This window comes from Paenibacillus ottowii (assembly GCF_006874425.1).
Lineage (GTDB): Bacteria > Bacillota > Bacilli > Paenibacillales > Paenibacillaceae > Paenibacillus > Paenibacillus ottowii.
The window spans coordinates 139,370-160,615 of record NZ_VIJZ01000006.1 but is presented as its reverse complement, the minus strand read 5'-3'; the positions used below and the strand labels follow the sequence as shown (position 1 = coordinate 160,615).

Genomic DNA, 21,246 nt, shown 5'->3' with positions numbered 1-21,246 from the left:
CCATTATAATTTGGAATCGCTTTCAATATAACGCATATTATTTCCTCTTCTTAACGGAAATCAATCGTTCGTTCTATCTGTTTTTTCTATCAGTAAACATAAAAAGAGAGAAACCCCGCCATGTAGGCTGTAGATTTCTCCTTTGTGTGCATACTGTTGATCTTCAACTATTTTTATGCAGCACTTCTACGAATTCCGTGTACGTTTTGCAGCGGATAAGCTGCTGGACCAGCTTTTCATGATTTAAAATGTTAAGCAAAATATGATACATATTTTGTAAATCTTCTGATTTGGTGCGCTTTATGCAGAGCATGCAAATGAACTGTACGGGCTTGCCATCCCAGTCGATCGCTTTTTGTAATGTGCAGATGGCCCAAAACGTGGATTCAGCAAAAGGTTCCATCGGATGCGGAATCGCGACAAGGTTGCCAAATGAAGTGGGGGAAACGGCTTCACGCTCTATCACAGATGGCAAGAAAGATCCTTTGACAAGACCTGCATCTTGTATTTTTTCGGCCATGAATTCAAGTACTTGAAGTTTGTTATCAAACTTCTGCTGGAGAAAGACTAATTTTTTCCGTATATATTGTACAGCAGGAAGCTTTGACTCTGAGATGACCTGTTCAATTTTGCTAATATCCGCATTGCCCAAAAACGTATTCACATGGACCATGGGGATAGAAAGCGTTTCTGATATAGGGGTCGTGCTAATGATAAAATCCAGAGTATCCAGCGGCATATGCTTCAGCTTATAAAATTCAGTGGTTCCTACGATATCCAGTCTGGAACCAAAAACAGATTGAAGCTTGTAATACAGCAGCTTTGCGCTGCCGAGTCCGGAAGCACATACGATCATACACCTTTTGGGTGTTCCCTCCATTTTCTTTCTTTCCATCGCGACTCCGATATGAATGGCTAGATACCCAATTTCATTGTCCTCGATGTGGATATGAAGTCGCTGTTTGATAACTTCCGCAGCAATGATACCTGCTTCAAAAGCAAGCGGGTAATGGGCCTTGATTTCATCCAGCATGGGATTGCGCAAATTCATTCCGTATTGATAACGATTCATGGCTGGTTTGAGATGAAGGCAAAATGCAATCAGCAATTCTTGATCGTTTTGGATGTTCATGTTCAACTGCTGATCGATTCGGCCCAATATTTCAACTGTCAGTTCATAAATATCTTGATCAATGATTTTTTTAATCTCGATTTTATCCATATGGGCCCTAACGACAGTCCTTACACCCAGCAAGTGCACAGCAATGTACGCCACTTCAACAAGTGGAAAAGGGTGTTTTATGCTCTGTTCCAAAGCAGATACGATCTCAGTCGCGACCCTAAACTCTCTTTGCGCTTCGATCTTTTTCATCTCTTGTGGATAATACGATACATACTTCTCCTCACGAATACGCTTACATGCTATGGCAATATGAATGACCAGATTGTTCAGGGCAATGTCTGACAACTGAATATCATGATACTCAATCCGCTCCAGAATCACTTCTCTTATGAATTCCATCTCTTCGCTTGAGATCAAAGTAGGGTGAGGCACCTGTTGCCCGCCTATTTCATCTGTGCTATTAAATATATAGTCGGAAATGCAATAACGCAGCTTGGTTTCTTTACCTTTGACTCGAATCCCGTGATAGGGTCTGTTCTCCAGCGATAGTCCATAAGTGGCCAGTGATTTGCGCACTTCTTTAAGATCATTCTGTAAAGTAGACCGACTAACATACAGCATCTCAGCTAAATCATCAAGTTTCACGTATGCAGGAGTAAGCAGCAGCTTTTTCATTAAAAAACGATGTCTGGCTTCAGAGGAATTCGCTAATAGATGGGGCACATTGCTTTCATAGTCCTTTAATTGCTTCAGCAGATGATGAAATGCTTGTTCGTCTTGGACCTCTAGCTTGTAGCCTGTTCCTTTAAGGGGTTTGACTGTCGCCCCATGCTTTGACAACAGGGCACTCAATTCCTTTACATCTGTTCGTATGGTTCGAGAGGATACCTTCAATGCATTTGCCAAATGTTCTCCCTTAACGATCTGTTCGTCAACCAATATACGCAGAATATCAAAAATACGCAAAACGAGCCCCCTTCCTTAGCTGTTCTGAAGAACAGTATACAATGCTTAGAGCGTAACCAAAAGAAGAACTAACCACAGCGCGAATCACCTATGATCTTGACACTCCAGTATATTCAAAGATATTATAGATACAATAAGTCTGTGATTGAGGTGTAGTTATGAAATTTACCAAAGCAACCAATTATGCTCTGCATACCATGCTCATGCTTGTTACGGATTCGTCGGTGAAGCCTGTGGGTGTTCAGCAGTTGGCCGAAGCGCAACAAGTTTCACCCACGTATCTTTCAAAAATTTTGACGAGGCTTGTGAAGGCGGGAATGATCGAATCAGTCTCTGGAGCCAATGGAGGCTATAGATTATCCCGTAATAAAGACGATATTACCTTTTTGGATATTATCCATGCGATTGAAGGGACCAATTCTTTGTTTGAATGTGATTTTGTCCATGGATCAGAATGTCTGATTCAAGCTGTAATGAGGGAAGCGGAGGAGAAAATGGAGAGCCATCTTAAACATACAAAATTGGTCGATTTGGCGCAAAAGCAAGCGCAAATATAAAGGCAATGGCTAGAAAGAGGGTGGTTGCAGGGATGTGAAGTTTTTTTGTTTTTATTATAGATATAAAGAGTCTTTAATATCTTTAAAAAGGAGCTGAATGTATGTTGTACGATTGCGCTATTATTGGGGGAGGGCCCGCCGGATTGAATGCCGCCCTTGTGCTTGGCAGGGCAAGGAGAAGTGTGGCTTTGATCGATAATAACCGGCCCAGAAATGCGGTTACGCATGCGTCGCACGGTTTCATTACGAGAGACGGCGTAACGCCGGCCGAGTTCCGCCGCGTAGCTTATGAGGAAGTACTGCGTTATCCGTCTGTCTATCATCTACAAAACGAGGTTATTTCGGTTGCGAAAAATGAATCCGAATTCGAAGTGTCTGATTCTTCAGGCCTTCGTGTTCAAGCCCGCAAATTGATACTGGCGACGGGCGTAAAGGAGATATTCCCTGAGATCGAAGGTTTTTATGCGTTCTACGGGAAAAGTTTGTTTAATTGCCCTTATTGCGATGGCTGGGAGCTCCGAGATCAACCGCTCGTTCTCGTCTCTAATTCGTCAGCTATATATCATACAGCCAAACTGCTCCTGAACTGGAGCAAAGATTTGCTTGTCTGCACGAACGGTCAAACATTCTTGTCGGATGAGCAAAAAGAACGACTTCAAGCTAAAGGAGCCGTGGTCATGGAGCAGCCTGTTGCGGCGTTCGTCGGTCACGATGGGCAACTGGAGTATGTGTCCTTTACAGATGGCACTCAAGTTCCGAGGGCTGGCGGTTTTGTGACTCCCCAATTTGTACAAAGTGGGGAGTTGGGAGAACGTTTGGGCTGTGAAAGAACAGAGTCGGGCGGGCTTCAAACGGATGGAGCGGGAAGAACCTCCATACCTGGTGTATATGCTGCCGGGGATTCTTCGTACTTCATGCCTTCTCAATTGATTTTCGCTGCGGCTGACGGTAGTCGAACCGCTGCGAGTGTAAATTTGGATTTGACAGAGGAAGATTTCAACGAGTGTTGAGCATTTAATTTGAAATGTCCAATGTGGAATTCCGCCGATAGAAAAGGCCGCCTATATGGCGGCTTTATTCTATGTCATCTCTTGTATCCTCGATATGCTTCCTTTCGCTCACTTGGTCGAAGGTTACTCTAAGGCCAAACAAGACCTTCTTTCAATAACCTCTGTATTCACAAGAACCTGAGTATGATGCCCATGGTTGTGATTAAGCCTTTCCATCAGCAAGTTAACAGCCGTTCGGGCCAAAATATCCTTTTTCACATGAATGGTTGTGAGCTCCGGGCTAATGACCTTGGCTTCATGAATATTATCAAACCCCATGACAGAAATTTGTTCAGGCACTCGAATGTTCATTTCCTGAAATGTTTTAATAGCACTGATCGCCATATAATCATTTTCACAAAACAGGGCTGAAGGCAGCTCATTCAGTTCATGGATAGCTGTTTTAAATGCGTCCTGTGACATCACAAGCATCGGATGCATATCAAAGGTAAGCCCATGATCTATGGCCAGATTATGCTCCTCTAAAGCAGCCATAAACCCCTCTTTTCGTTTTGCAAAGTTAAGAATTCTGGTACTGGATTGTACGTATCCTATATTTCTGTGTCCAGACTGGATTAAATATTGGCCTGCCTGGTACCCCCCGAGATAGTTATTAATAGATACAAAGCTGGCATCAACGTGTTCAAAGCAGGTATCCAAAACTACGATATTGGAATGAATAGATTGTAAGGAATGGATAATATCGGCAGTTAAATTGGTGCCCAGCAGAAGTATACCTGAAGAAGGCTGGTCCTTTTCCAGAGCAGACAATTCTGTCTCCAAGCTATGGCTATCAAATGACGAAAAAATCAAAGTATTGCCATGTTCTCTTACCTGGTTGGTAATATGATGAATCAATTCATTGAAAAATGGAAGTGATTCATATTGCTCGGTCACGATGCCTGTATTTTTGCATGCAACAAAACGAATGACATGGTGACTCTTCGTAAATTCCTTATTTGACTTCATGGTACGTGGTCTATATCCATGCTCGTGGGCAATTCTTAAAATATGCTCCTTGGTTTCTTCGCTAACACCGGGTTTATTGTTAAATGCTAAAGAAACGGCTGATTTTGAAACACCGGCAAGCTTTGCAATATCATCTATTTTCAACATGGAACCTCCCATTGGACTAAACTATATAAATTATATCACGATTATATAATAAAGTTTAGTTTATAAATTAAACTAAACAAATGATATGTAAAATGAGTTGACCTTTTCGGATACATAGTGTTAATATTCAATTGTGAACGCTTTATTTAGTTTATTTTATTCGATATCATATAAAAATATACTTTATTTTAGTTTTGTTTATGAGTGAAAGGGTGATTTATTTGAGTTTAAGCATGGCTAATAATCAAAGAAACTTCGTGAAAAAGGGCAAGCCTTTCTTTTACTTGGCAGATACCGTCTGGAGCGTATTTACCAACGCGACGATTGAAGAGTGGAGTGATTACCTGGATTATCGAAAGATGCAGGGATTCAATGTTTTGCAAATCAACATGCTCCGTCAATGGGATGCCAGTGAAGCAGATTTGAATCTACAGCCGTTTGCATTACTGGAAAATGGAGATTTCGACTATCACACATTAAACGAAGCCTATTTTGATCGGGCAGAATTCATGATCCAGATGGCTGTAGAGCGCGGATTTATTCCAGCCTTGGTACTTCTGTGGTGTAACTATGTACCGGATACATGGGCTGAAATGTTCCAGAAGGGTAATAAAATGCCGCTGGATTGCGTTGAAAGCTATGTAACTTATGTGGTAAACCGCTATTCCCGGTTCGAGCCTGTTTATTTGATCAGCGGGGATACTGATTTTCCTACAGAACGTGCTAATGCATACTATTTGAAGGCGCTAGAAACGGTACAGCAATTAAGCCAGGCAAGCCTAACAGCACTGCATATCCAAGGAAGATTGAGGGAAATTCCTGAAGTCTTTGAGCAGCACAAGGGTCTTGGATTTTATATGTATCAGTCAGGGCATAATTCCCAGTTTCAGCATTTTGCCTACGAGATTGCCCAGCATTTTTATCACAAGCCGGAGATTCGTCCCGTCATCAATGGAGAACCTTGCTATGAACAGATCAGTTATAGCCGCAAAGTGTATGGTAGGTACACTGCACTGGATGCCAGAAAAGCAGCATGGCAAAGCCTGCTGGCAGGCGGGGGAGCGGGAATCACCTATGGAGCGCACGGCATTTGGAGCTGGCATAAAAAAGGCAAGAAGTTCGGAATCGTGGAAGGGGAGGGCTTTGATAGTCCCTATGATTGGAGAACGGCACTGCGTTTTAAGGGCGCATGGGATTATTCCTTTATCAAATATTTGTTTGAAATGTACAACCTGATCGGCATCAAGCCGCTGGATATTGTTTTAAACAAGACAGAGGAGATCAGAGCAGCGGGGAACGAGAATACGCTCGTCTTGTATATCCCGGTTAACACGAAGGTGCGGCTAAGCATCAACGTACAGGACTACAAGTTTACAACCATTGATTTAGCGGAGAGACGATTTGCCCAAACGGAGGTGAATGTCCAGGCTGATCAATCTGTCATTGATATGCATGGTTTTGAAAGTGATGTTGTGATCATCGGAACGAAATAAAACAAGAGATAAGTATGAGCAAGCTAACAGGTGGAGTAGCAGAGAAATAGAAAGCGCATCCAGGAGTGATCATGATGGATTACCAAAAGACAGCTAGGGAAGTGCTTAGATCGGTGGGGGGGAACGAAAATGTGAACAGTGTCATTCACTGTGTCACTCGTTTGAGATTTAAACTGAAGGATAGATAATTTCCAGATAGAGGAAAAATTAAGCAGATTGACGGTGTCATTACCGTCGTGGAAAGTGGTGGACAATTCCAGGTGGTCATCGGGAATGAGGTTCCCAAAGTATACGAGGCTCTTTTGGATACGATGGGAGTAAAGCATGGAGACCAGGCAGTTGAAGATGATCAAAAGAATGAAAAAGGGAGCCTGTTCAGCCGATTTGTCGATGTAATCTCAGGCGTGTTCATGCCCGTTGTTGGTGTGCTTGCCGCTGTCGGGATTCTAAAAGGACTGTTGGCCTTATGCACATCTCTGGGCTGGATGACTGATCAGATGGGCACGTACAAAATTTTATATGCCACAGCAGACGCTATGTTTTATTTCTTTCCAGTTATTCTAGGGTTTTCAGCAGGTAAAAAGTTCGGAGGAAACCCGTACCTGTCTGCTGTTTTGGGGGCCGCTTTGGTGTATCCGACCATTACTACCGCCTTTACGGATAAAACGGCGCTGTCCTTTTTGACTATACCGGTCGTTCTGATTAATTATACTTCTTCTGTTATACCTATCATTATTGGAGCGTTCTTGGCAGCTAAGGTCGAAAAAATGATAAGTAAGTATGCACCTGCTTCTATTAAAATGTTCATTGTGCCTTTTCTGACCTTGGTCATTATCTCACCGATTGTTTTTCTGGTTGTAGGGCCGATAGCAACTATAATCAGCGATGGGTTAGCCAAACCTCCATGTGGATTTACCAGTTAAAAAAGCTATAGCGGATGAAGGATATGATCTCACCACATCTGTTATAGTTACCAATACTGCGGTGTATACGGATATTTTAGCGGAAGACTCGAATGAGATTCAGGCTGGAGATCGCTTATTGAAGATTAGATAGTTCTTAATACAGTAATAGAAAGATAACTCATCAAGCTGACGATGACCCTGTATAAAAATAGGGTTGTCGTCAGCTTTTTTTGGATATGGAAACAGATTTTGCAGCATGTACTACAATAGCAAGTCACCATACCCCCAATGAGTTCATCATCTGCCTGAAGGAGCGTACATATTTATCCGGCGCCAACAGATTCACGATTCGTGTCCGCCCCTTCTGACGAATAGATTCGCGATGAGGGACGTTGTTCATCAGCTCTAATCCTTGCAATACCGCCTGTAAAATGTCTCCCTGCTGATAAAACTTACCGGTTTCGTTGTGTTCAATGAATGCTCGTACTCCGTCTGAATCAGAGCTTAATACCGGGCAGCGACAGGCCAGCGCCTCAGCTACCGCGTAGCCGAATCCCTCCACCAGCGAAGTCGAAAGCAGGTACCCACCTGAGTCGCCAATCATGGAATAATACAAAGGCATTTTAGCATGAGGCACGCTTTTAAAACGCTCGATAATCGTGGACATGCCAAGCTGAACAAGCAGGTTCTCGAATTGTATTCTATCCTCCGGCCGAGACAAGGTGTCATCATAGAACATCCAAATCCGAAGATCGGCACGATTTTGCAGCATCCAGTAAGAAATGTCGACAAAATGCCTCCAATTTTTATTGGGCTCCAATCGCCCAACCCATGCAATGACCGGATTAGCCGGGGGAGTGTTAGGTACATAATTAAATACGTTAGTATCCAGTACATTGGGAAATACAAAACGATTAAGCCATGGACACAGGCTGGAAAATAGCTGTACGAGGTGAGTTGTCTCTGGTAGAAGCACCGCATTGGCATGGTTTTGAAGATACGGAATGGCATCTGTGACAACCCTTGCAGCTTCTTCGTGAGTGCCAAAGCCCTGTGATTCATAGATTAATATCCCCTGGTAGCCCAACATTCGCAGTCTGGGGAGCATAGGATAGTCCGAAGAGACGATAATTGCATCGTACCGATGAGACTCCACCAGTTTTCGAATTTCTTCTTCAGAGGAAGTCATGAACACCGGAATATCGCCGTGCAGGTTTTGCATCCCTGTACCCTGCTGATAATAGAGAAGATGACATTCAATCCCGTTCTGAATGAGTGCTCTACAGCGTTGACGGTTCAAGGTTTCCACGCCACCGCTCGGTATATAAAAAGTAAATAGAACTTTGATCTCAATGACCTCCTTTGCCAACCACAAGCTCTTATACCAAGTTATTCAACCTGCAGGACGAGGTGTGGGTTTCTATGGAAGCCTGGATCGAATTAGCGCATAATTATGGCGAAGGCGAGAATCTTCCGGAGAGCGTTCTGTTGCTTCTTTTGCAAATTCACAAGCTTTGTGCAGTAGACCCAACTCATAGCAAGCGAGGGCTCCAAGATCATATTCTGTTGTTGCATTTGCTTGCTCATTGTGCCAGTTCGCGCGTGTATAGTCTTTTAGCCGAAAATGACAAATGCATAACTGGATATGAGGAAACCACGTTTGGTACGCGTCTTGTACCGGGCCCAACGTATCAGGAGGATTCAGAGTGGTAGCCATGTCATACCAGTAAACGGCTTTGGGAATCTCATTTTTATGCAAAAAATAATGACCCATTGGGCAGCAGAGGTCTGCCCTTGGGGTATCGAAGGTCAGACTACGAAGAGCCGCAGTAATACTTTCCTCCAGCTTGCCAAGTTGCTGCAGACAGTCAGCCATTTTGCCGCATGCACTAATTGCATCCTCTACCCAGCTTTGTTTGGTGTTTAGAAAATCCCGGTAAGCCTGTACGGCCTGTTCATACATTTCATTGTCTTTAAGCTCATTAGCGTAATAGTAGCGGTCACGGGGAGAGAAGACATGGCCTTGAGCAAGCAGCTTCTCATAAATTCGCAGATTTCGGCCAGGGGAGAGTGTATGTGTTCTGGTGTGAGTTATGGCAATATCCGCATGCTGAATGCTTCCGTCTACGGCGAGGTACTCATGCACAGCTCCATGCCAACGGAATCCGGCCGACCGTCTGACCAAGCGATTCCGACGAAAATGTAAGGTGACATTACCATGATCATCGAGGGCATAATGATATTTCATAGACACTGCATCTACGATTTGTGGAGCTGAGGAATTAAGAGTGTGCTTTAGCTCAAGCAGCTTGACAGCATCCTGTTCCTTCAAAATGTCATCGGCATCCAGCCAGAGGATGTACTCCTGTGTAGCTTGCTCAAAAGAATAGTTACGTGCAAGGGCAAAATGATCCACCCATTCGAACGGAAAAATTCGATCTGTAAAGTTGCGGCAAATGCCAATGGTCCGGTCCTGTGAACCTGTGTCCACAATGTTAATTTCATCTACAATATGATGGACCGATTCAAGGCAAGCACCAATCGTATTTTGGTCATTTTTGACGATCATGCACAGGCTGATACTGATCAATTGAGTACCACTCCTTTGGGAAGCATTTGAGGATTCAGGACAAACTTGAAGTTGAATTTAAAAGGGGTCTGAGTTATAGAAGCCCTGCCGCAAGGGCGGCAGGGCAAGGATGGCAAAGCCATAACTTGCTGGGCGGCTTTGTCGATAGGGTATGATGCATCGTTTAAGTTCACGATTCGGTAATACTAGAAGGTTAGAGCCCTGTAGGTCCGGTCGGTCCCGTAGGTCCCGTAGGTCCCGTTGGCCCTGTAGCGCCGGTTGACCCAGTTTTATTAGGAAAACAAACTGCCTTTTTATTAGCGGCCTATTAAACCGCTTCGGATTGGGTATTGATTTCAATGTATTCCATTACTCGGCGTAGCTGGTCGGCAACCTTAAACTTTAATCCTTATTCAAAATCCCAAAGATTCACCAACGAGGATAACCTTTATTCTCCCCGCTGTTTTACACATTCTTGTTTGGACGATGTAAGAACAGATACAATCATCTGTTTTACAATCTCCGCAAGCACCATTAATCAGGCAGGGTGTTTTTTGCGGCGAATGTAAAAATGGGCTGGACGAGCACGAACAGCGGTATACATTAATGGGGGCCGCATATGTTCTGGCTCTTATAACTGCGTCTTCAGCGGTCTTACAAACCTTATTCATCCCAACGATAGCAATAACACTTTTCGGTCCAAAGGTAATCGCCGCCGTTCGATTGCCCACACTGTCTATATTGACCAATATGCCATCTTCGCTAACGGCGTTAAAGCTCGTTAAATAGGTGTCGCACAAAAGAGATTGGCGCATGAGGTCATAACGTTCCTCCATTGTTTGCGCTTTATCACGATCAGTGATTATATAGCTGCCTTGACGTACTCGATTAAGAAGCCCGATTTCCTCAAGCGTGACTGACCCACCCCATGATACCGAAGAATGTTCCGGAATAAATGATAGTGCCTTTTCTACAGCTTCTATGGCGTTATCACAGTAATAAGCCTCAAACTTTCTGCTTTGCAGATTTTTAATAACCTTTGATGCTAAAAGTCGATTTCTCGCTTTTATTGAATTTTCTTTCCCTTGCATTGTTCTCCCTCCATTCTGACGTTAGAAAAGGTGACTAACTTCATATGTATTTACAATTAATATAGTATAGTAAAAAGGAAAAGTATGTTGCATGTGCAACGAGGAGCCTCTCATGAACAACTTAGATTCCCTATGTCAATCACGTTTATTTTCGGGGATTTCCCCAAATGATATTCCACAAATGCTTAAATGTCTGTCAGCCAAACGGAAAGAATATGCAAAAGATGAGATGGTTGTCCGTGAGGGTGATTTAGTTGATGATGTCGGCATCATATTGCAGGGTAGCGCTCAAAGTACGAAATTGAGCGTCACGGGAAAACAAATTATTGTATCCCTCCATTATCAGGGTGGATATACCGCTGTCTTAACAGCGGCTAGCCGTGGAAGAAGATGCCCTATGTCAGTACAGGCAATAGAACCGCTTGAGGTTCTGTTTATTCCTATCAAAAGCATATTGAGTCGTTGCACGAAGTTTTGTATGGTACACGAACAATTACTTGGCAATCTTTTTGATAGTATTGCAGAACGAGCGTTAGAACTGCATGACCGAAATGATTGTCTGATTATGCCTACTATTCGGGATAAGGTCTTAACTTATTTAACAAGGGTTATGCGTGAAACTGGAACAGAAACTTTTACTATTCCTTTTGATAGAGAAGCGATGGCCGAGTATTTAGATGTAGATCGAAGTGCTTTATCCAGAGAGCTTGCATGGATGAAGCGGGACGGCTTGATTGACTTTTATAGAAACGAATTTAAGCTATTGCAAAAGCAGTAGAAAAAGATTTTCACTAACCGGCAAGCAGGGCAAGTGTATTGACACTTGCACATTTTTGGGATTTTCCCTTGCGGGAAGATCTCAAAAATTGCTTGTTGGGGAGTGCCTTCCCCAAACCCTGCGACTTCGGGCCAAGTTGGTCTGAAGTCGGTGTGTTGCACCTCATGCTGCGTCATACTCGCTATCGCTCCATTTCCTTATTTTTCTGCGCGTCCGTCAGGCTGAGCAGATGGTCAATAGTGCTTTTTACTATAACAATTTCCTGCATGACCTTTTTGGTTTCCCTATATTCCCGGTAAGCCTTTTTTATCTGCCGACAACCGCTGAAATTCTGCTTTCAGCGTATCCATTTTAGGGGGATTTTCCCTGGACAGCAAACGCCGGAACGTGTTCTGCGCCGCCCGATAAACGGCAATATCTGCTTCATGCTCCGCAAGATATTCCTTGCTGTACTTCGCTGCCTTGTACCCCTCAAACACAGGCCGGGCTTTCGCATAATCCACCGCCGCCGCCATCTGCTTTAGATTAAATACCTTTGCCCATCGCTCATAGGCAGGGCCTTTTCCGGCTTCCATACGAGCTTGAATATCCACAATCAGATTGACCCTGCGACTCTGCTCGGAAGCTGATTGTGCTGCCGCGTCCGTGTTTGATTTCATGGCTAGCCAACTCCATTGTCTGTAAAAAGGTGTACATATCTGGCGGCTTCGTTGCAAGGCAAATATCAATCTGCGACTTTAATTTTTCTTTAAAGGTGGGCGGGTTGTGACCGTCCAGCTATTCCCCGTAATTCTTGGATTTTCCCTTGCTGTGGCGTTTTGGATTGGTGATAACAGATAATCCCTTTTTAAGGCATATACGGTCAGAGAGCCGCCGCACCGCACGGGCCGAACCGATAAAATCCCGGAATTTCCGGGTGCAGTCCAGCGAGGTGGAATTGTAGTAAATATGGCAATGGGGGTGTAGACGATCAGCATGGGAAACCACGAAAAAGGCGTGTCGCCCTTTTGTCCGGCGCATGGCAAGGTCATAGCTGATTTTAAGTGCAGTTTCCGGGTCTGTTTCACTGTGCGGGAACGCCTGCCGGATTTGATAATACAGCACATCATTCTCCTGTTTTTGCTCCCGCCTGTGAGAGGTTTGTACTTTGCTTTTGAGAGTAAAAACTCCGCGTCAGCCGTGGCAGGGTCACATTCATAGGCAAGAATCAAATCGCCGTTGCGGGTCTTATCTGGTCTTTCCCATAGTCAAAACCGTCCTTTAAGGTTTCCATAATGGTCGTGCCGCTTCCAGTGTGACGGGTGATAAGGCGGGTAGTTGCCATGTGCAATTCCTCCTTTCCTCTAAAAACAACTTCGAGCCAAGTTGACCCGAAGTTCCGCTATCCAGATACAAAAATACCGCCCATCTTGTCCAATAGGGCGGTATCCTGTGTAATGTGATAGCTCATATTTTATTTTGGTATTCCCTTATCCCGCATAGGATAAAGGTTTTTGCAGTTTTCCTTAATTAACTGGTCCAGTAGCGCCAGTGTCGCCCGTAGCCCCCGTAGGTCCGACAGGTCCAGTAGCGCCGGTGTCGCCTGTGGCGCCCGTAGGTCCGACCGGTCCGGTAGCACCGGTGTCGCCCGTGGCACCTGCAGGCCCCACAGCTCCAGTTGCACTTGCTTTAACAAGGGCAACGGAATCAATGGCTACATCAGCAGTGTTAGCTAAGGCATTTTTGCTAATAACCAAAAAGGCAAAGGCTGCGTTAGCTGGAACAGGGGCTGTTACTTGGTACAGGGTTTGTCATGTCCCATTCACAGCATCGGGTAATGTGCCTGCGCTCAAATAGGTAGTTAGCCCAGTGCCAAGGAAGCTAAAGGTTGCGTCATAGTAATACAGAAAAATGTTGAGTTGAGGATTGACCAAACTTCCTATTTTCGCAGCTGATAGGCTTAACCTATAACTTTCGCCTGGGGTGGCGAAAACGACCTGAGAAAGGGATGCATCTACCGCGCCTCCTGCCAGGATCGCACTATAAAAGTTTGTCTTTTTTACAGATAAGTTAGTGACGGTCACATTTGCAGCGTTCCAAAAAAGGGTAGATCCAGTCTCGAAGTCGCCGTTATTAACTAGATTAGTAAATAATACGGTCATCGCTTTTTATACAATCCCTTCACACATTGTAATGATAGTAGATGCGAATCCACGCCTTGGAGAACCGTACAAGTTTACGAGGGCAGATGCGTATTTTCGCGTTCACATTTTAGACACATTATTTTAAGCTTCTATTTAAGTGTTGTTAAGCTGAAGCTATATGTGGGGGATTATCATTAGAATTTAAAAGTGTAGCATGAAGTGCGAGGAGACCGCTACGCGAAGGCTTTGAGCTTCCGATCGCTGTTGCTATAGGATTCTTCTTGGATTAGATGAGATATTTAAAGGTAAGAATCCTACAGTAAAGGCGAACGCTATCGCTTCTTCAGCTTCAAATCCTCCACTTCGCTGCTGCCTGCTTCCCATGCAACATTTTGGATGGGAGAGCAGCAGGCAAAAGATCACGAATAAAGAAAGGGTGGAACATGTGCTCAAAGTGCAGCAGGTGAGTAAATGGTACGAGGGCAACCGGGGCGTACATAAGTTGGATTTTGAGATGCAGCGCGGTGAAATTGTGGGTTTTTTGGGGCCCAATGGTGCGGGTAAAACGACGACGATGCGCATGATTACAGGGTATCTTCAGCCAAACGAGGGAGTAATTACGATTGACGGTATCCCGATTCAGGATAAAGGCAGACAAGCCCGCTCCAAAATCGGTTACCTGCCGGAAACGCCCCCTTTGTATGGGGATATCTCTGTAAGATCCTATTTAAAGTTTGTAGCTAGCATTCGGGATGTGCCTGCGAGAGAGCAGAAGCTGCGTATCTCAGAGATGATATCCCGACTGGGTCTGAATGGACGGGAAAAACAATTGGTCCGTAGTTTATCCAAAGGGTACAAACAGCGCTTGGGATTGGCAGGTGCGATTATTCATAACCCGGATTTGCTAGTGCTGGATGAACCGACCTCGGGTTTGGACCCTAATCAGATTTTGGAGATTCGTCAGCTCATTCAGGAGATTGGTGAAAATCATACGGTATTGCTCAGCACGCATATTTTGCCCGAGGTGGATGCTTTGTGCAATCGGGTTCTGATCATCCATGAAGGGAAACTGGTCATGGACGGGCGTCCTGACGCGCTCGGCGGTTCGATGGAAGATGGCTTCAAAGTGAAGGTGGAGGTCAAAGGCAAGCATGAGCAGGTAATGGATGTCCTACGAACTTGGGGAAAAGTACAAGTTGAATTTTTGGCGCCTGTTCTGCCTCCAGCGAATACGAAGCTGACTGCCACAGAGCAGGATTTGACCGGATTGCTGCTTACAGGGGCTTCCGATGAGGATTTTCGCGAAGAGCTGTTTTATGTGCTATCGGATGCGAAGCTTCCGATTTTGGAAATGAAAAAAGAAAATCTGAGCTTGGAAAATATCTTTCAGCAGTTAACCACTCGGGAAACGGAAGAAGAGCAGAGTGGTAATAACAAGGTCGAAGAAAACAAGGATACGGGAGGAAATCAGTCATGAGGCGTTTGTTCGCAGTCTGTCAAAAGGAGCTGCAAGCCTATCTATGGACCCCAACGACGTATTTTGCGCTTGCGGTGTACATGCTGCTGACGGGGTTACTATTTTATACGAACTTTGTAATGTATCAGCCTAGTATTCTGGACTATCGACTGGTACTCGGTGACACATTGTCCATGCTGGTGTTTGTTGTCCCATTACTCACGATGCGGCTGGTTGCAGAGGAATTCAGGCAGGGTACGGATGAATTGCTGCTTACTTCACCTGTGAGTGTAACGGAAATCATGATTGGTAAATTTTTGGCATCGCTGGGTATGTTGCTCATTCTGGTACTGTGCAGTCTGGCATATCCGGTCGTGATGTCCTTTTATGGGGCGCTGGATTGGACGCTGGTATTTACTTCCGTAATCGGCCTGTTTATGCTTGGCGCAGCCATGATGGCGATTGGCTTATTCGCTTCGACGCTTTCACAGCATCAAATGATGTCGGCGGTCGTCAGTTTTATTCTCTTACTCGTGTTCTGGATGCTGGATTCGTTTGGTGGACAAACCGGCGCATCTGCGGCGCTGCAGCAGTGGCTAGAACCATTTTCACTAACCGCGCGGTTTGACAGTTTCACCAAAGGATTGCTAAATGGAGCCGATGTGATGTACTACGTGACGGTGGCGGCGCTCTTTTTGCTATTTAGCATCCAAGTGGTTGAACGGAAACGGTGGAGGTAATGAAGATGAAAAAATGGCTGGGTCACACCAATAGTGTGGTACTATCGATTGCTGCTGTAGGTATTTTTATTTTATTGACGTTATTTCTGCGTTCGCTGGGAGGTTTTCAGCTGGATCTGACGGCAGGCAAGCAGTATACGCTGTCTGATCAGACGTTGACGACTATTCAGGGTGTAAAGGAAAACGTACGATTGATTGCCTTTACTGTATCCACTTCTCAGAATCAGAAGCTGAACCGGGATGTTACGGATATGCTGCATGAATATGCCAAGCGTAACAGCAAGCTCAAAGTCGAGCAATATGATTTGAATCAGGAGCCGATAATGGCCAAGCAGTATGGTGTTACTGAGGCCTCCATCGTGCTGGTGCAGGGAGAGAAGAAGCGGGTTATAGATATTGGAAGTCTTTTTACCCAAGCCCAGGGGAGTAGTGAAGGAGCGTACCAATTTACCGGGGAAGAAAAGCTGACTAGTGGACTGCTGGCATTATCGTCTACACGTCAAGGAAAAGTGGTTTTTCTGACAGGACATGAGGAAATTCCTTTGTCCCAAATGACTGGATTAAGCAGCTCGTTGGCGCAAGATAATGTGAAAACAGAGGAAGTTCAGCTCAATCGAGCGGGTAGTGTACCCAAAGATGCGTCTGTACTGGCTATTGTCGGTCCAGAGCGGGATATTAGTGCAACGGAGCTGAAAAGTATTCGTACGTATCTAAATGATGGTGGAAAGCTTTTTATGGCGTTAGGATTTCACCCGAACATGGGAACTAGCTGGAAAAACCTTGACGCATTAGCGGCTGATTATGGGGTGAAAGATACTCATGCTATTGTGGTGGATCAGGCGCAGACGAATACGCTGGGTCCTCTATGGACGGTTCCTACCTTTGGCAGTCATGCGATCACCGATAAATTAGCGGCCTCTAATCTGTATCCTGTTCTTTCGCTGTCTATTGCTTTGCAGGCAGAAGAGCAGAAGAATTGGAAGACGACGCTATTGCTGAAATCTTCTGCAGCCAGTTATGGTGAAACGAATATTCAGGGACTGTTGAACAACGAAACGCAGAAAGATGCCAACGACCCACAGGGACCGCTTGATCTCGGCTACGCGGTAGAAGGAAAAGACGGCAAGCCCAAAGCAGTTATTCTCGGAACGTCAGCCCTCCTAAGCGATACTGAGATCAGCACAGGAGGGAATCGAGACTTTGTGCTGAATAGTCTGAATTATGTACAGGGACACTCGGATGGACTCACTATTCGGCCTCGTCAGGAGCAGGATTTTAAGGTAGCTTATTTGACTGCTGCTCAAGCGAAAACGGTATTAGCCATATCAGTCATCGGATTGCCGCTGCTGTTTGCGGTGATCGGAATTTTATTATGGTGGAGGCGAAGAAGTGCATGAGAAAATGGATACCCACAGTGCTGCTGCTAGTCGTATTGGGAGCGGGTATAATCTATGCTAAGAGTCAAAACTTCTTTCGTGAACAAACCCCGGCGGCTCGTCAGCTCGTTCAGCTTACACAAGGAGATATTACGTCTTTTGCAATCACTGGAAAGGACGGTAAGTCGGTGGAGCTTAATCAACGCGATGGCAAATGGAGCATGACTAAGCCACGAGCTTACCCGTTAAATCAATATACAATAGACAATTGGTTAAGCGCGATTCAAAATGTAAAGCTGGGTGATGTCGTGGAATCTTCTCCCATAAACGTAGCCAAATATGGTATTAGCGCTACCCATGATCAGATTGAAATTAAGACCAAGAATGGTGATGTTCGCACTTTTGCCTTCGGTGAAGCGTTGCCTTCTGGAGATGCTGTCTATGTACTATCAGACCAAAAGGAGATAGCTTCCGTACCCATAGATACACTTTCGGGTTTGCTGCTGGGTGTTGATGATTTTACAGATACAACACCGTTTGATTGGGACGATACCAAGCTGAGCGGAATAGAGTGGGAAGGCCAGAAAGCCTCATGGATGCTCCGATCCTCCGGTAACAGTGGGACTGGGGACACTGCTTCCTCATCTTGGACGCTTAACGGCAAGGCAGTAGCTGGTGACACGGCGACTTCCCTCTCACAGCAAATCAAAAACCTGGCCAGCAATCAAGCCTTGCGCAAAGCCTCCGAGCTGAACAAGCCTGTTCACCGCTTTACGCTGAGCGTATCGCTGGGTAAGGATGACTCCCAGCAGGTCTATCAGGGCTGGACACTTACCGATGATCCAAATACGGTATGGGTAGTGCCGCCACAAAGCAATTGGGCTTATGGTCTGGCAGCATCTGATGTGAACCATGCGGAACAGAGTGGCCATGACCAGGCTAAGGCTAGCAAATAATCATTACATTTATAATAGCTGAACAAAGAGGCTCCAACGGCGAATAATCGTCGCGTGGAGCTTCTTTGTGTTCGTTATTCATCAGGTTTGCTGCTTTTGGAAGAAGGGCTGTTATGATCGTTTAAATCCTGGATAACCCGAATCAGCTCATGAAGTGAGAGATCCAGCTTATCCAACTTTTCCTCCATCGTGTGCAGAATGTGCCGCAATAAAATAAAACAAAGTCCAGCCGGAAAGCCTACATTCGTAACCAGAGAAAGAGCGTCATCCATGTGCAATCTATTTCCCTCCTTTTTAGCCATATATAAAGGAAGGTAAATTAAAAGGACCATATACAACTGATTGTAAAAATAGTATAATAAATAAGAACAAGTGTTCTATTTTGGTTGTTAAATTGGATTACAAATTACCCTATAGTATGAGGATTTAGAAAAGTCAAATCCAAAGAGAAAGGGTGATTATATTGGAAAAATCTCAGCTAACATTGGTAGAACAATACCGTAAGAAGTTGTATCGCATTGCCTGGAGAATCCAGTATCGTGCTCGGGTACAAACCAACCATGAATTTGTAATGGAAAAAAACGAAGCTATCAGCGCTCCATCTTTTACAGAATCTGCAAACTCTAATATGTACACACTACAGCTTATCAACTCTCTATCTTCTGAGATCGGAAAAATGATCATCTTTGACCTTTACATACTAGACAAAACCGAAGCACAGATTGCAAAAGAGTTAAAGCTATCCCAACAGGCGGTGAATAAATGGAAAAAGAAAATGCTCAAAGAGTTATTTCGGATGCTGAGTTCGTCCAATGGCTCAAATTAGCACAAAGTGGGGATCAGGAGGCCATGAGCAGGATACTTTATTTGTTCGAGGAAGACATTCAGAAGACGAGCCGGTATATACGTATGTCCCGTGAAGATGCTGTTCAAAGTATCGTAGTTGATTTTATTGAGGAGCTACGGCAAGAGCTAAAGACAGAGATCTAGAGAAAAAGTGGACTTTGGAAATAGCCTTGTCTATCCTTATTCAGTAATTTTAACTGATGTAACGGAGGGCATAAGTGTATGAATGATGTGTATGAGTGATAGCAGGGCTTGCGAAAAGTTGACTCTATTAATAATGATGGGAATAGTAAATAGGCCTGCAAACGCCCGTAATATGATGGGGGTATGCAGGCTGTTGAGGTTGTAGGTTTATTTAGTCGACATACTTGTTGCCGTCTGCATCAATATAAATGGATTGAACGGCTGTACGGCGGTAAGGATATCCTGCTGCTGTAGTACCGTTAATTTCATAAGTTACAGAATAAATGCCAGGCTTGTCCGCTTTGGAAAGCTCAATTTGCCCAGTAGGGTTAACGGTTTTCTGTTGCAATGTCAGGCCCTTAGACGCTGTAGTGACTCCTTGTTGCGGATCACCATAGTATTGAACTTGGTAAGTAACTTGTGTGACGCTAGCCGAGGAATCCTGAGATTTCATATTTAGTTTCGGACCCACTGCATTTAAATTGTATTTGAGTTCAGGTACTTGAACGGCATGATAGCGTGCAATCAGAAGATACGCACCACGATCAGCAATTACGGCGTTCAGCTTATAAATACCTGGTTGGGGATTGGTAATTACTGCACTATGATGCCAAGCACCAGCAAAGATTTCTTCATCACGACCTGCTTTCACATTAAGCAATTCGGTAGTTCCGTCAGGTTTGGTCAATTCGAGTTTACTTACACGCTTATCGCTGATCCAGTCCAGATCGATGGATTGGACACCATTTTCAACCGTGAGCGTTTCGGAGGCTTTTCCATCATAATCGCCGCCTCGGATAAAATATGAATTATCGATCTCACTATAAGTGGCTTGTACAGCAGAAGCAGTCAGGGAAGATGCTGCTGAAAAGGCTTCAGTTTCCTGATTTAATGCTGGAGTGTTCGCTTGGAGGTAAGGTAGGATCAGGGAGAAGACGTAAGAGCCGGTACGAACCTTGGCATGATCCCAGGAACCGACTTTAACTACACGTCCGCCGGGAAGTTTAGCATTGTCGACTATGACCACTCCATCATTTTTGCCAAAGGTGGAGAGGTAAAGTCCACCCATTATGTAAGAGGCGGTACCGCCAGACCAGTTATCACCAGCAAATGTGAAGAACGGAATTGTAGTTGCATTGCTGAGTGCATCGGTCTTGTTTCGGAAATATTTCATATAAGATGTTTGTAATGTAGAGGTGCCGGGATTCTGTGAGCCGACGATATCTGCCAGCCATCCGGCCCAGCTGCTGTAGGCGAGATCTGCGAGTTGGGAGCCATGATGAGGACTGCTGAGGGTAATGACACGTTGTACGTAAGGGGCTGCTCCGTTGTATACGAGAGCGGTTTGAGTATCCACTCCACCTTTGCTGTGGGCGATGATGATGAGTTTTTTTCCAAAATGATTACTAATGACTTTGATTTTGTCGGCTAAAAGCTTGCCATTTTCCCACATATCCTGGGATGTGCCATTCGCGTCGTACAGATTAATGGTGGCCGTCTGGTATCCGGCATCACGTGCGCGCTGAAGCATATCGTTATTATTCTTGGTCCACACTTCAGCGCTACTGTTCAAGCCATGTACAAACAATAAGGCGGGCTTGGCAGGATCAACATGAGTAGGGGGCGGACCTTCAAACCAGCTTCCAGCGGGATCTTTCGGGGCTTCTGGCGTAGTGGAGCCTGCAAAAGCACCGACGGGAACAAGAGTGACGGACAACAAAAAAATGAGCATCAAAACAGTGAGCTTCTTCAAACTGTAAATCCTCCTTATTGTAAAATAAAGTATTTCGAACTTATTATACATGCCATCTTGTGGTAAATCATCAATTGAATTTCATATTTACATTAAAATTTTATTTTTTCAGTCATTTTTTAGTCAGGATATCCCTAAGATTGATGGCGCATGCTAACCTCGTCAC

The 21,246-nt window shown here is 44.7% G+C and carries 20 protein-coding genes and 2 pseudogenes; 11 read left to right on the top strand and 11 right to left on the bottom strand.

Annotated elements, in window-relative coordinates; all coding sequences use genetic code 11:
• Positions 1-163: 163 nt before the first annotated feature.
• Positions 164-2,089 (bottom strand): BglG family transcription antiterminator, encoded by a 1,926-nt coding sequence (locus FKV70_RS15550; protein WP_142613410.1) that lies wholly within the window; start codon positions 2,087-2,089, stop codon positions 164-166.
• 158 nt (positions 2,090-2,247) lie between these two features.
• Here FKV70_RS15550 and FKV70_RS15545 point away from each other — a divergent pair, with 158 nt between their 5' ends.
• Positions 2,248-2,646, top strand: a complete 399-nt coding sequence (locus tag FKV70_RS15545) for an Rrf2 family transcriptional regulator (RefSeq protein ID WP_063209393.1) — start codon at positions 2,248-2,250, stop codon at positions 2,644-2,646.
• Positions 2,647-2,747: 101 nt separating this feature from the next.
• On the top strand, positions 2,748-3,656 hold the full coding sequence (locus FKV70_RS15540; protein ID WP_142613409.1) for an NAD(P)/FAD-dependent oxidoreductase: 909 nt from the start codon (positions 2,748-2,750) through the stop codon (positions 3,654-3,656).
• A 123-nt stretch (positions 3,657-3,779) separates the two neighbouring features.
• Here FKV70_RS15540 and FKV70_RS15535 read toward each other — a convergent pair whose 3' ends face one another.
• On the bottom strand, positions 3,780-4,808 hold the full coding sequence (locus FKV70_RS15535) for a LacI family DNA-binding transcriptional regulator (protein ID WP_142613516.1): 1,029 nt from the start codon (positions 4,806-4,808) through the stop codon (positions 3,780-3,782).
• Between the two features lie 215 nt (positions 4,809-5,023).
• On the opposite strand from FKV70_RS15535, the gene FKV70_RS15530 reads away from it, so the two are divergent.
• Entirely contained in the window at positions 5,024-6,304 is a 1,281-nt protein-coding gene (locus tag FKV70_RS15530) for a glycoside hydrolase family 140 protein (RefSeq protein WP_064797417.1), read from the top strand.
• A gap of 74 nt (positions 6,305-6,378) precedes the next feature.
• A pseudogene (locus FKV70_RS15525) lies at positions 6,379-7,226 on the top strand (PTS transporter subunit EIIC); the annotation flags it as partial.
• A 257-nt stretch (positions 7,227-7,483) separates the two neighbouring features.
• Here FKV70_RS15525 and FKV70_RS15520 read toward each other — a convergent pair.
• From FKV70_RS15520 to FKV70_RS15510, 3 genes are all read right to left on the bottom strand, one after another.
• Positions 7,484-8,578, bottom strand: a complete 1,095-nt coding sequence (locus tag FKV70_RS15520; RefSeq protein ID WP_063209385.1) for a glycosyltransferase family 4 protein — start codon at positions 8,576-8,578, stop codon at positions 7,484-7,486.
• A gap of 51 nt (positions 8,579-8,629) precedes the next feature.
• On the bottom strand, positions 8,630-9,799 hold the full coding sequence (locus FKV70_RS15515; protein WP_167669734.1) for a glycosyltransferase: 1,170 nt from the start codon (positions 9,797-9,799) through the stop codon (positions 8,630-8,632).
• 392 nt (positions 9,800-10,191) lie between these two features.
• Positions 10,192-10,869, bottom strand: coding sequence for a lactate utilization protein (locus FKV70_RS15510; protein ID WP_142613408.1), 678 nt, complete (start codon positions 10,867-10,869; stop codon positions 10,192-10,194).
• 112 nt (positions 10,870-10,981) lie between these two features.
• On the opposite strand from FKV70_RS15510, the gene FKV70_RS15505 reads away from it, so the two are divergent.
• On the top strand, positions 10,982-11,647 hold the full coding sequence (locus tag FKV70_RS15505; RefSeq protein ID WP_063209382.1) for a Crp/Fnr family transcriptional regulator: 666 nt from the start codon (positions 10,982-10,984) through the stop codon (positions 11,645-11,647).
• Between the two features lie 284 nt (positions 11,648-11,931).
• Here the strand turns inward: FKV70_RS15505 and FKV70_RS26640 are convergent, their stop codons facing one another.
• The 4 genes and pseudogenes from FKV70_RS26640 to FKV70_RS27110 form a co-directional block, all read right to left on the bottom strand.
• Positions 11,932-12,306 (bottom strand): hypothetical protein, encoded by a 375-nt coding sequence (locus FKV70_RS26640; protein ID WP_244310755.1) that lies wholly within the window; start codon positions 12,304-12,306, stop codon positions 11,932-11,934.
• Positions 12,307-12,424: 118 nt separating this feature from the next.
• Positions 12,425-12,766 (bottom strand): annotated as a pseudogene (locus FKV70_RS26635) (relaxase/mobilization nuclease domain-containing protein); the annotation flags it as partial.
• A 386-nt stretch (positions 12,767-13,152) separates the two neighbouring features.
• A complete protein-coding gene (locus tag FKV70_RS26910) occupies positions 13,153-13,383 on the bottom strand; it encodes a hypothetical protein (protein WP_280115078.1) in 231 nt (76 codons plus the stop codon).
• Positions 13,384-13,437: 54 nt separating this feature from the next.
• Positions 13,438-13,788, bottom strand: coding sequence for an NTTRR-F1 domain (locus FKV70_RS27110; protein ID WP_142613407.1), 351 nt, complete (start codon positions 13,786-13,788; stop codon positions 13,438-13,440).
• A 427-nt stretch (positions 13,789-14,215) separates the two neighbouring features.
• Here FKV70_RS27110 and FKV70_RS15485 point away from each other — a divergent pair, with 427 nt between their 5' ends.
• The 4 genes from FKV70_RS15485 to FKV70_RS15470 are packed head-to-tail and all read left to right on the top strand — an operon-like array spanning position 14,216 to position 18,298.
• Entirely contained in the window at positions 14,216-15,247 is a 1,032-nt protein-coding gene (locus FKV70_RS15485; protein ID WP_244310753.1) for an ABC transporter ATP-binding protein, read from the top strand.
• Complete coding sequence (locus FKV70_RS15480; RefSeq protein WP_063209381.1) at positions 15,244-15,966, top strand: ABC transporter permease; 723 nt, start codon at positions 15,244-15,246, stop codon at positions 15,964-15,966. Before FKV70_RS15485 ends, FKV70_RS15480 begins: the two co-directional genes overlap by 4 nt.
• 5 nt (positions 15,967-15,971) lie before the next feature.
• Complete coding sequence (locus FKV70_RS15475) at positions 15,972-17,363, top strand: GldG family protein (protein WP_142613405.1); 1,392 nt, start codon at positions 15,972-15,974, stop codon at positions 17,361-17,363.
• Positions 17,360-18,298: a DUF4340 domain-containing protein gene (locus FKV70_RS15470; protein WP_142613404.1), complete on the top strand. Its 939-nt coding sequence runs from the start codon at positions 17,360-17,362 to the stop codon at positions 18,296-18,298. The genes FKV70_RS15475 and FKV70_RS15470 overlap by 4 nt, the downstream gene beginning before the upstream one ends.
• A gap of 74 nt (positions 18,299-18,372) precedes the next feature.
• Here FKV70_RS15470 and FKV70_RS15465 read toward each other — a convergent pair whose 3' ends face one another.
• Positions 18,373-18,576, bottom strand: coding sequence for a hypothetical protein (locus FKV70_RS15465; protein WP_081276849.1), 204 nt, complete (start codon positions 18,574-18,576; stop codon positions 18,373-18,375).
• 185 nt (positions 18,577-18,761) lie between these two features.
• Between FKV70_RS15465 and FKV70_RS15460 the strand changes: the two genes are divergently transcribed.
• Both FKV70_RS15460 and FKV70_RS26625 read left to right on the top strand, forming a co-directional pair.
• Positions 18,762-19,124, top strand: coding sequence for a hypothetical protein (locus tag FKV70_RS15460; protein WP_064797418.1), 363 nt, complete (start codon positions 18,762-18,764; stop codon positions 19,122-19,124).
• Between the two features lie 23 nt (positions 19,125-19,147).
• Complete coding sequence (locus FKV70_RS26625) at positions 19,148-19,288, top strand: hypothetical protein (RefSeq protein ID WP_231116909.1); 141 nt, start codon at positions 19,148-19,150, stop codon at positions 19,286-19,288.
• A 211-nt stretch (positions 19,289-19,499) separates the two neighbouring features.
• On the opposite strand, the gene FKV70_RS15450 is transcribed toward FKV70_RS26625, so the two are convergent.
• Positions 19,500-21,080 (bottom strand): esterase/lipase family protein, encoded by a 1,581-nt coding sequence (locus FKV70_RS15450; protein ID WP_142613403.1) that lies wholly within the window; start codon positions 21,078-21,080, stop codon positions 19,500-19,502.
• Between the last annotated feature and the right edge of the window lie 166 nt (positions 21,081-21,246).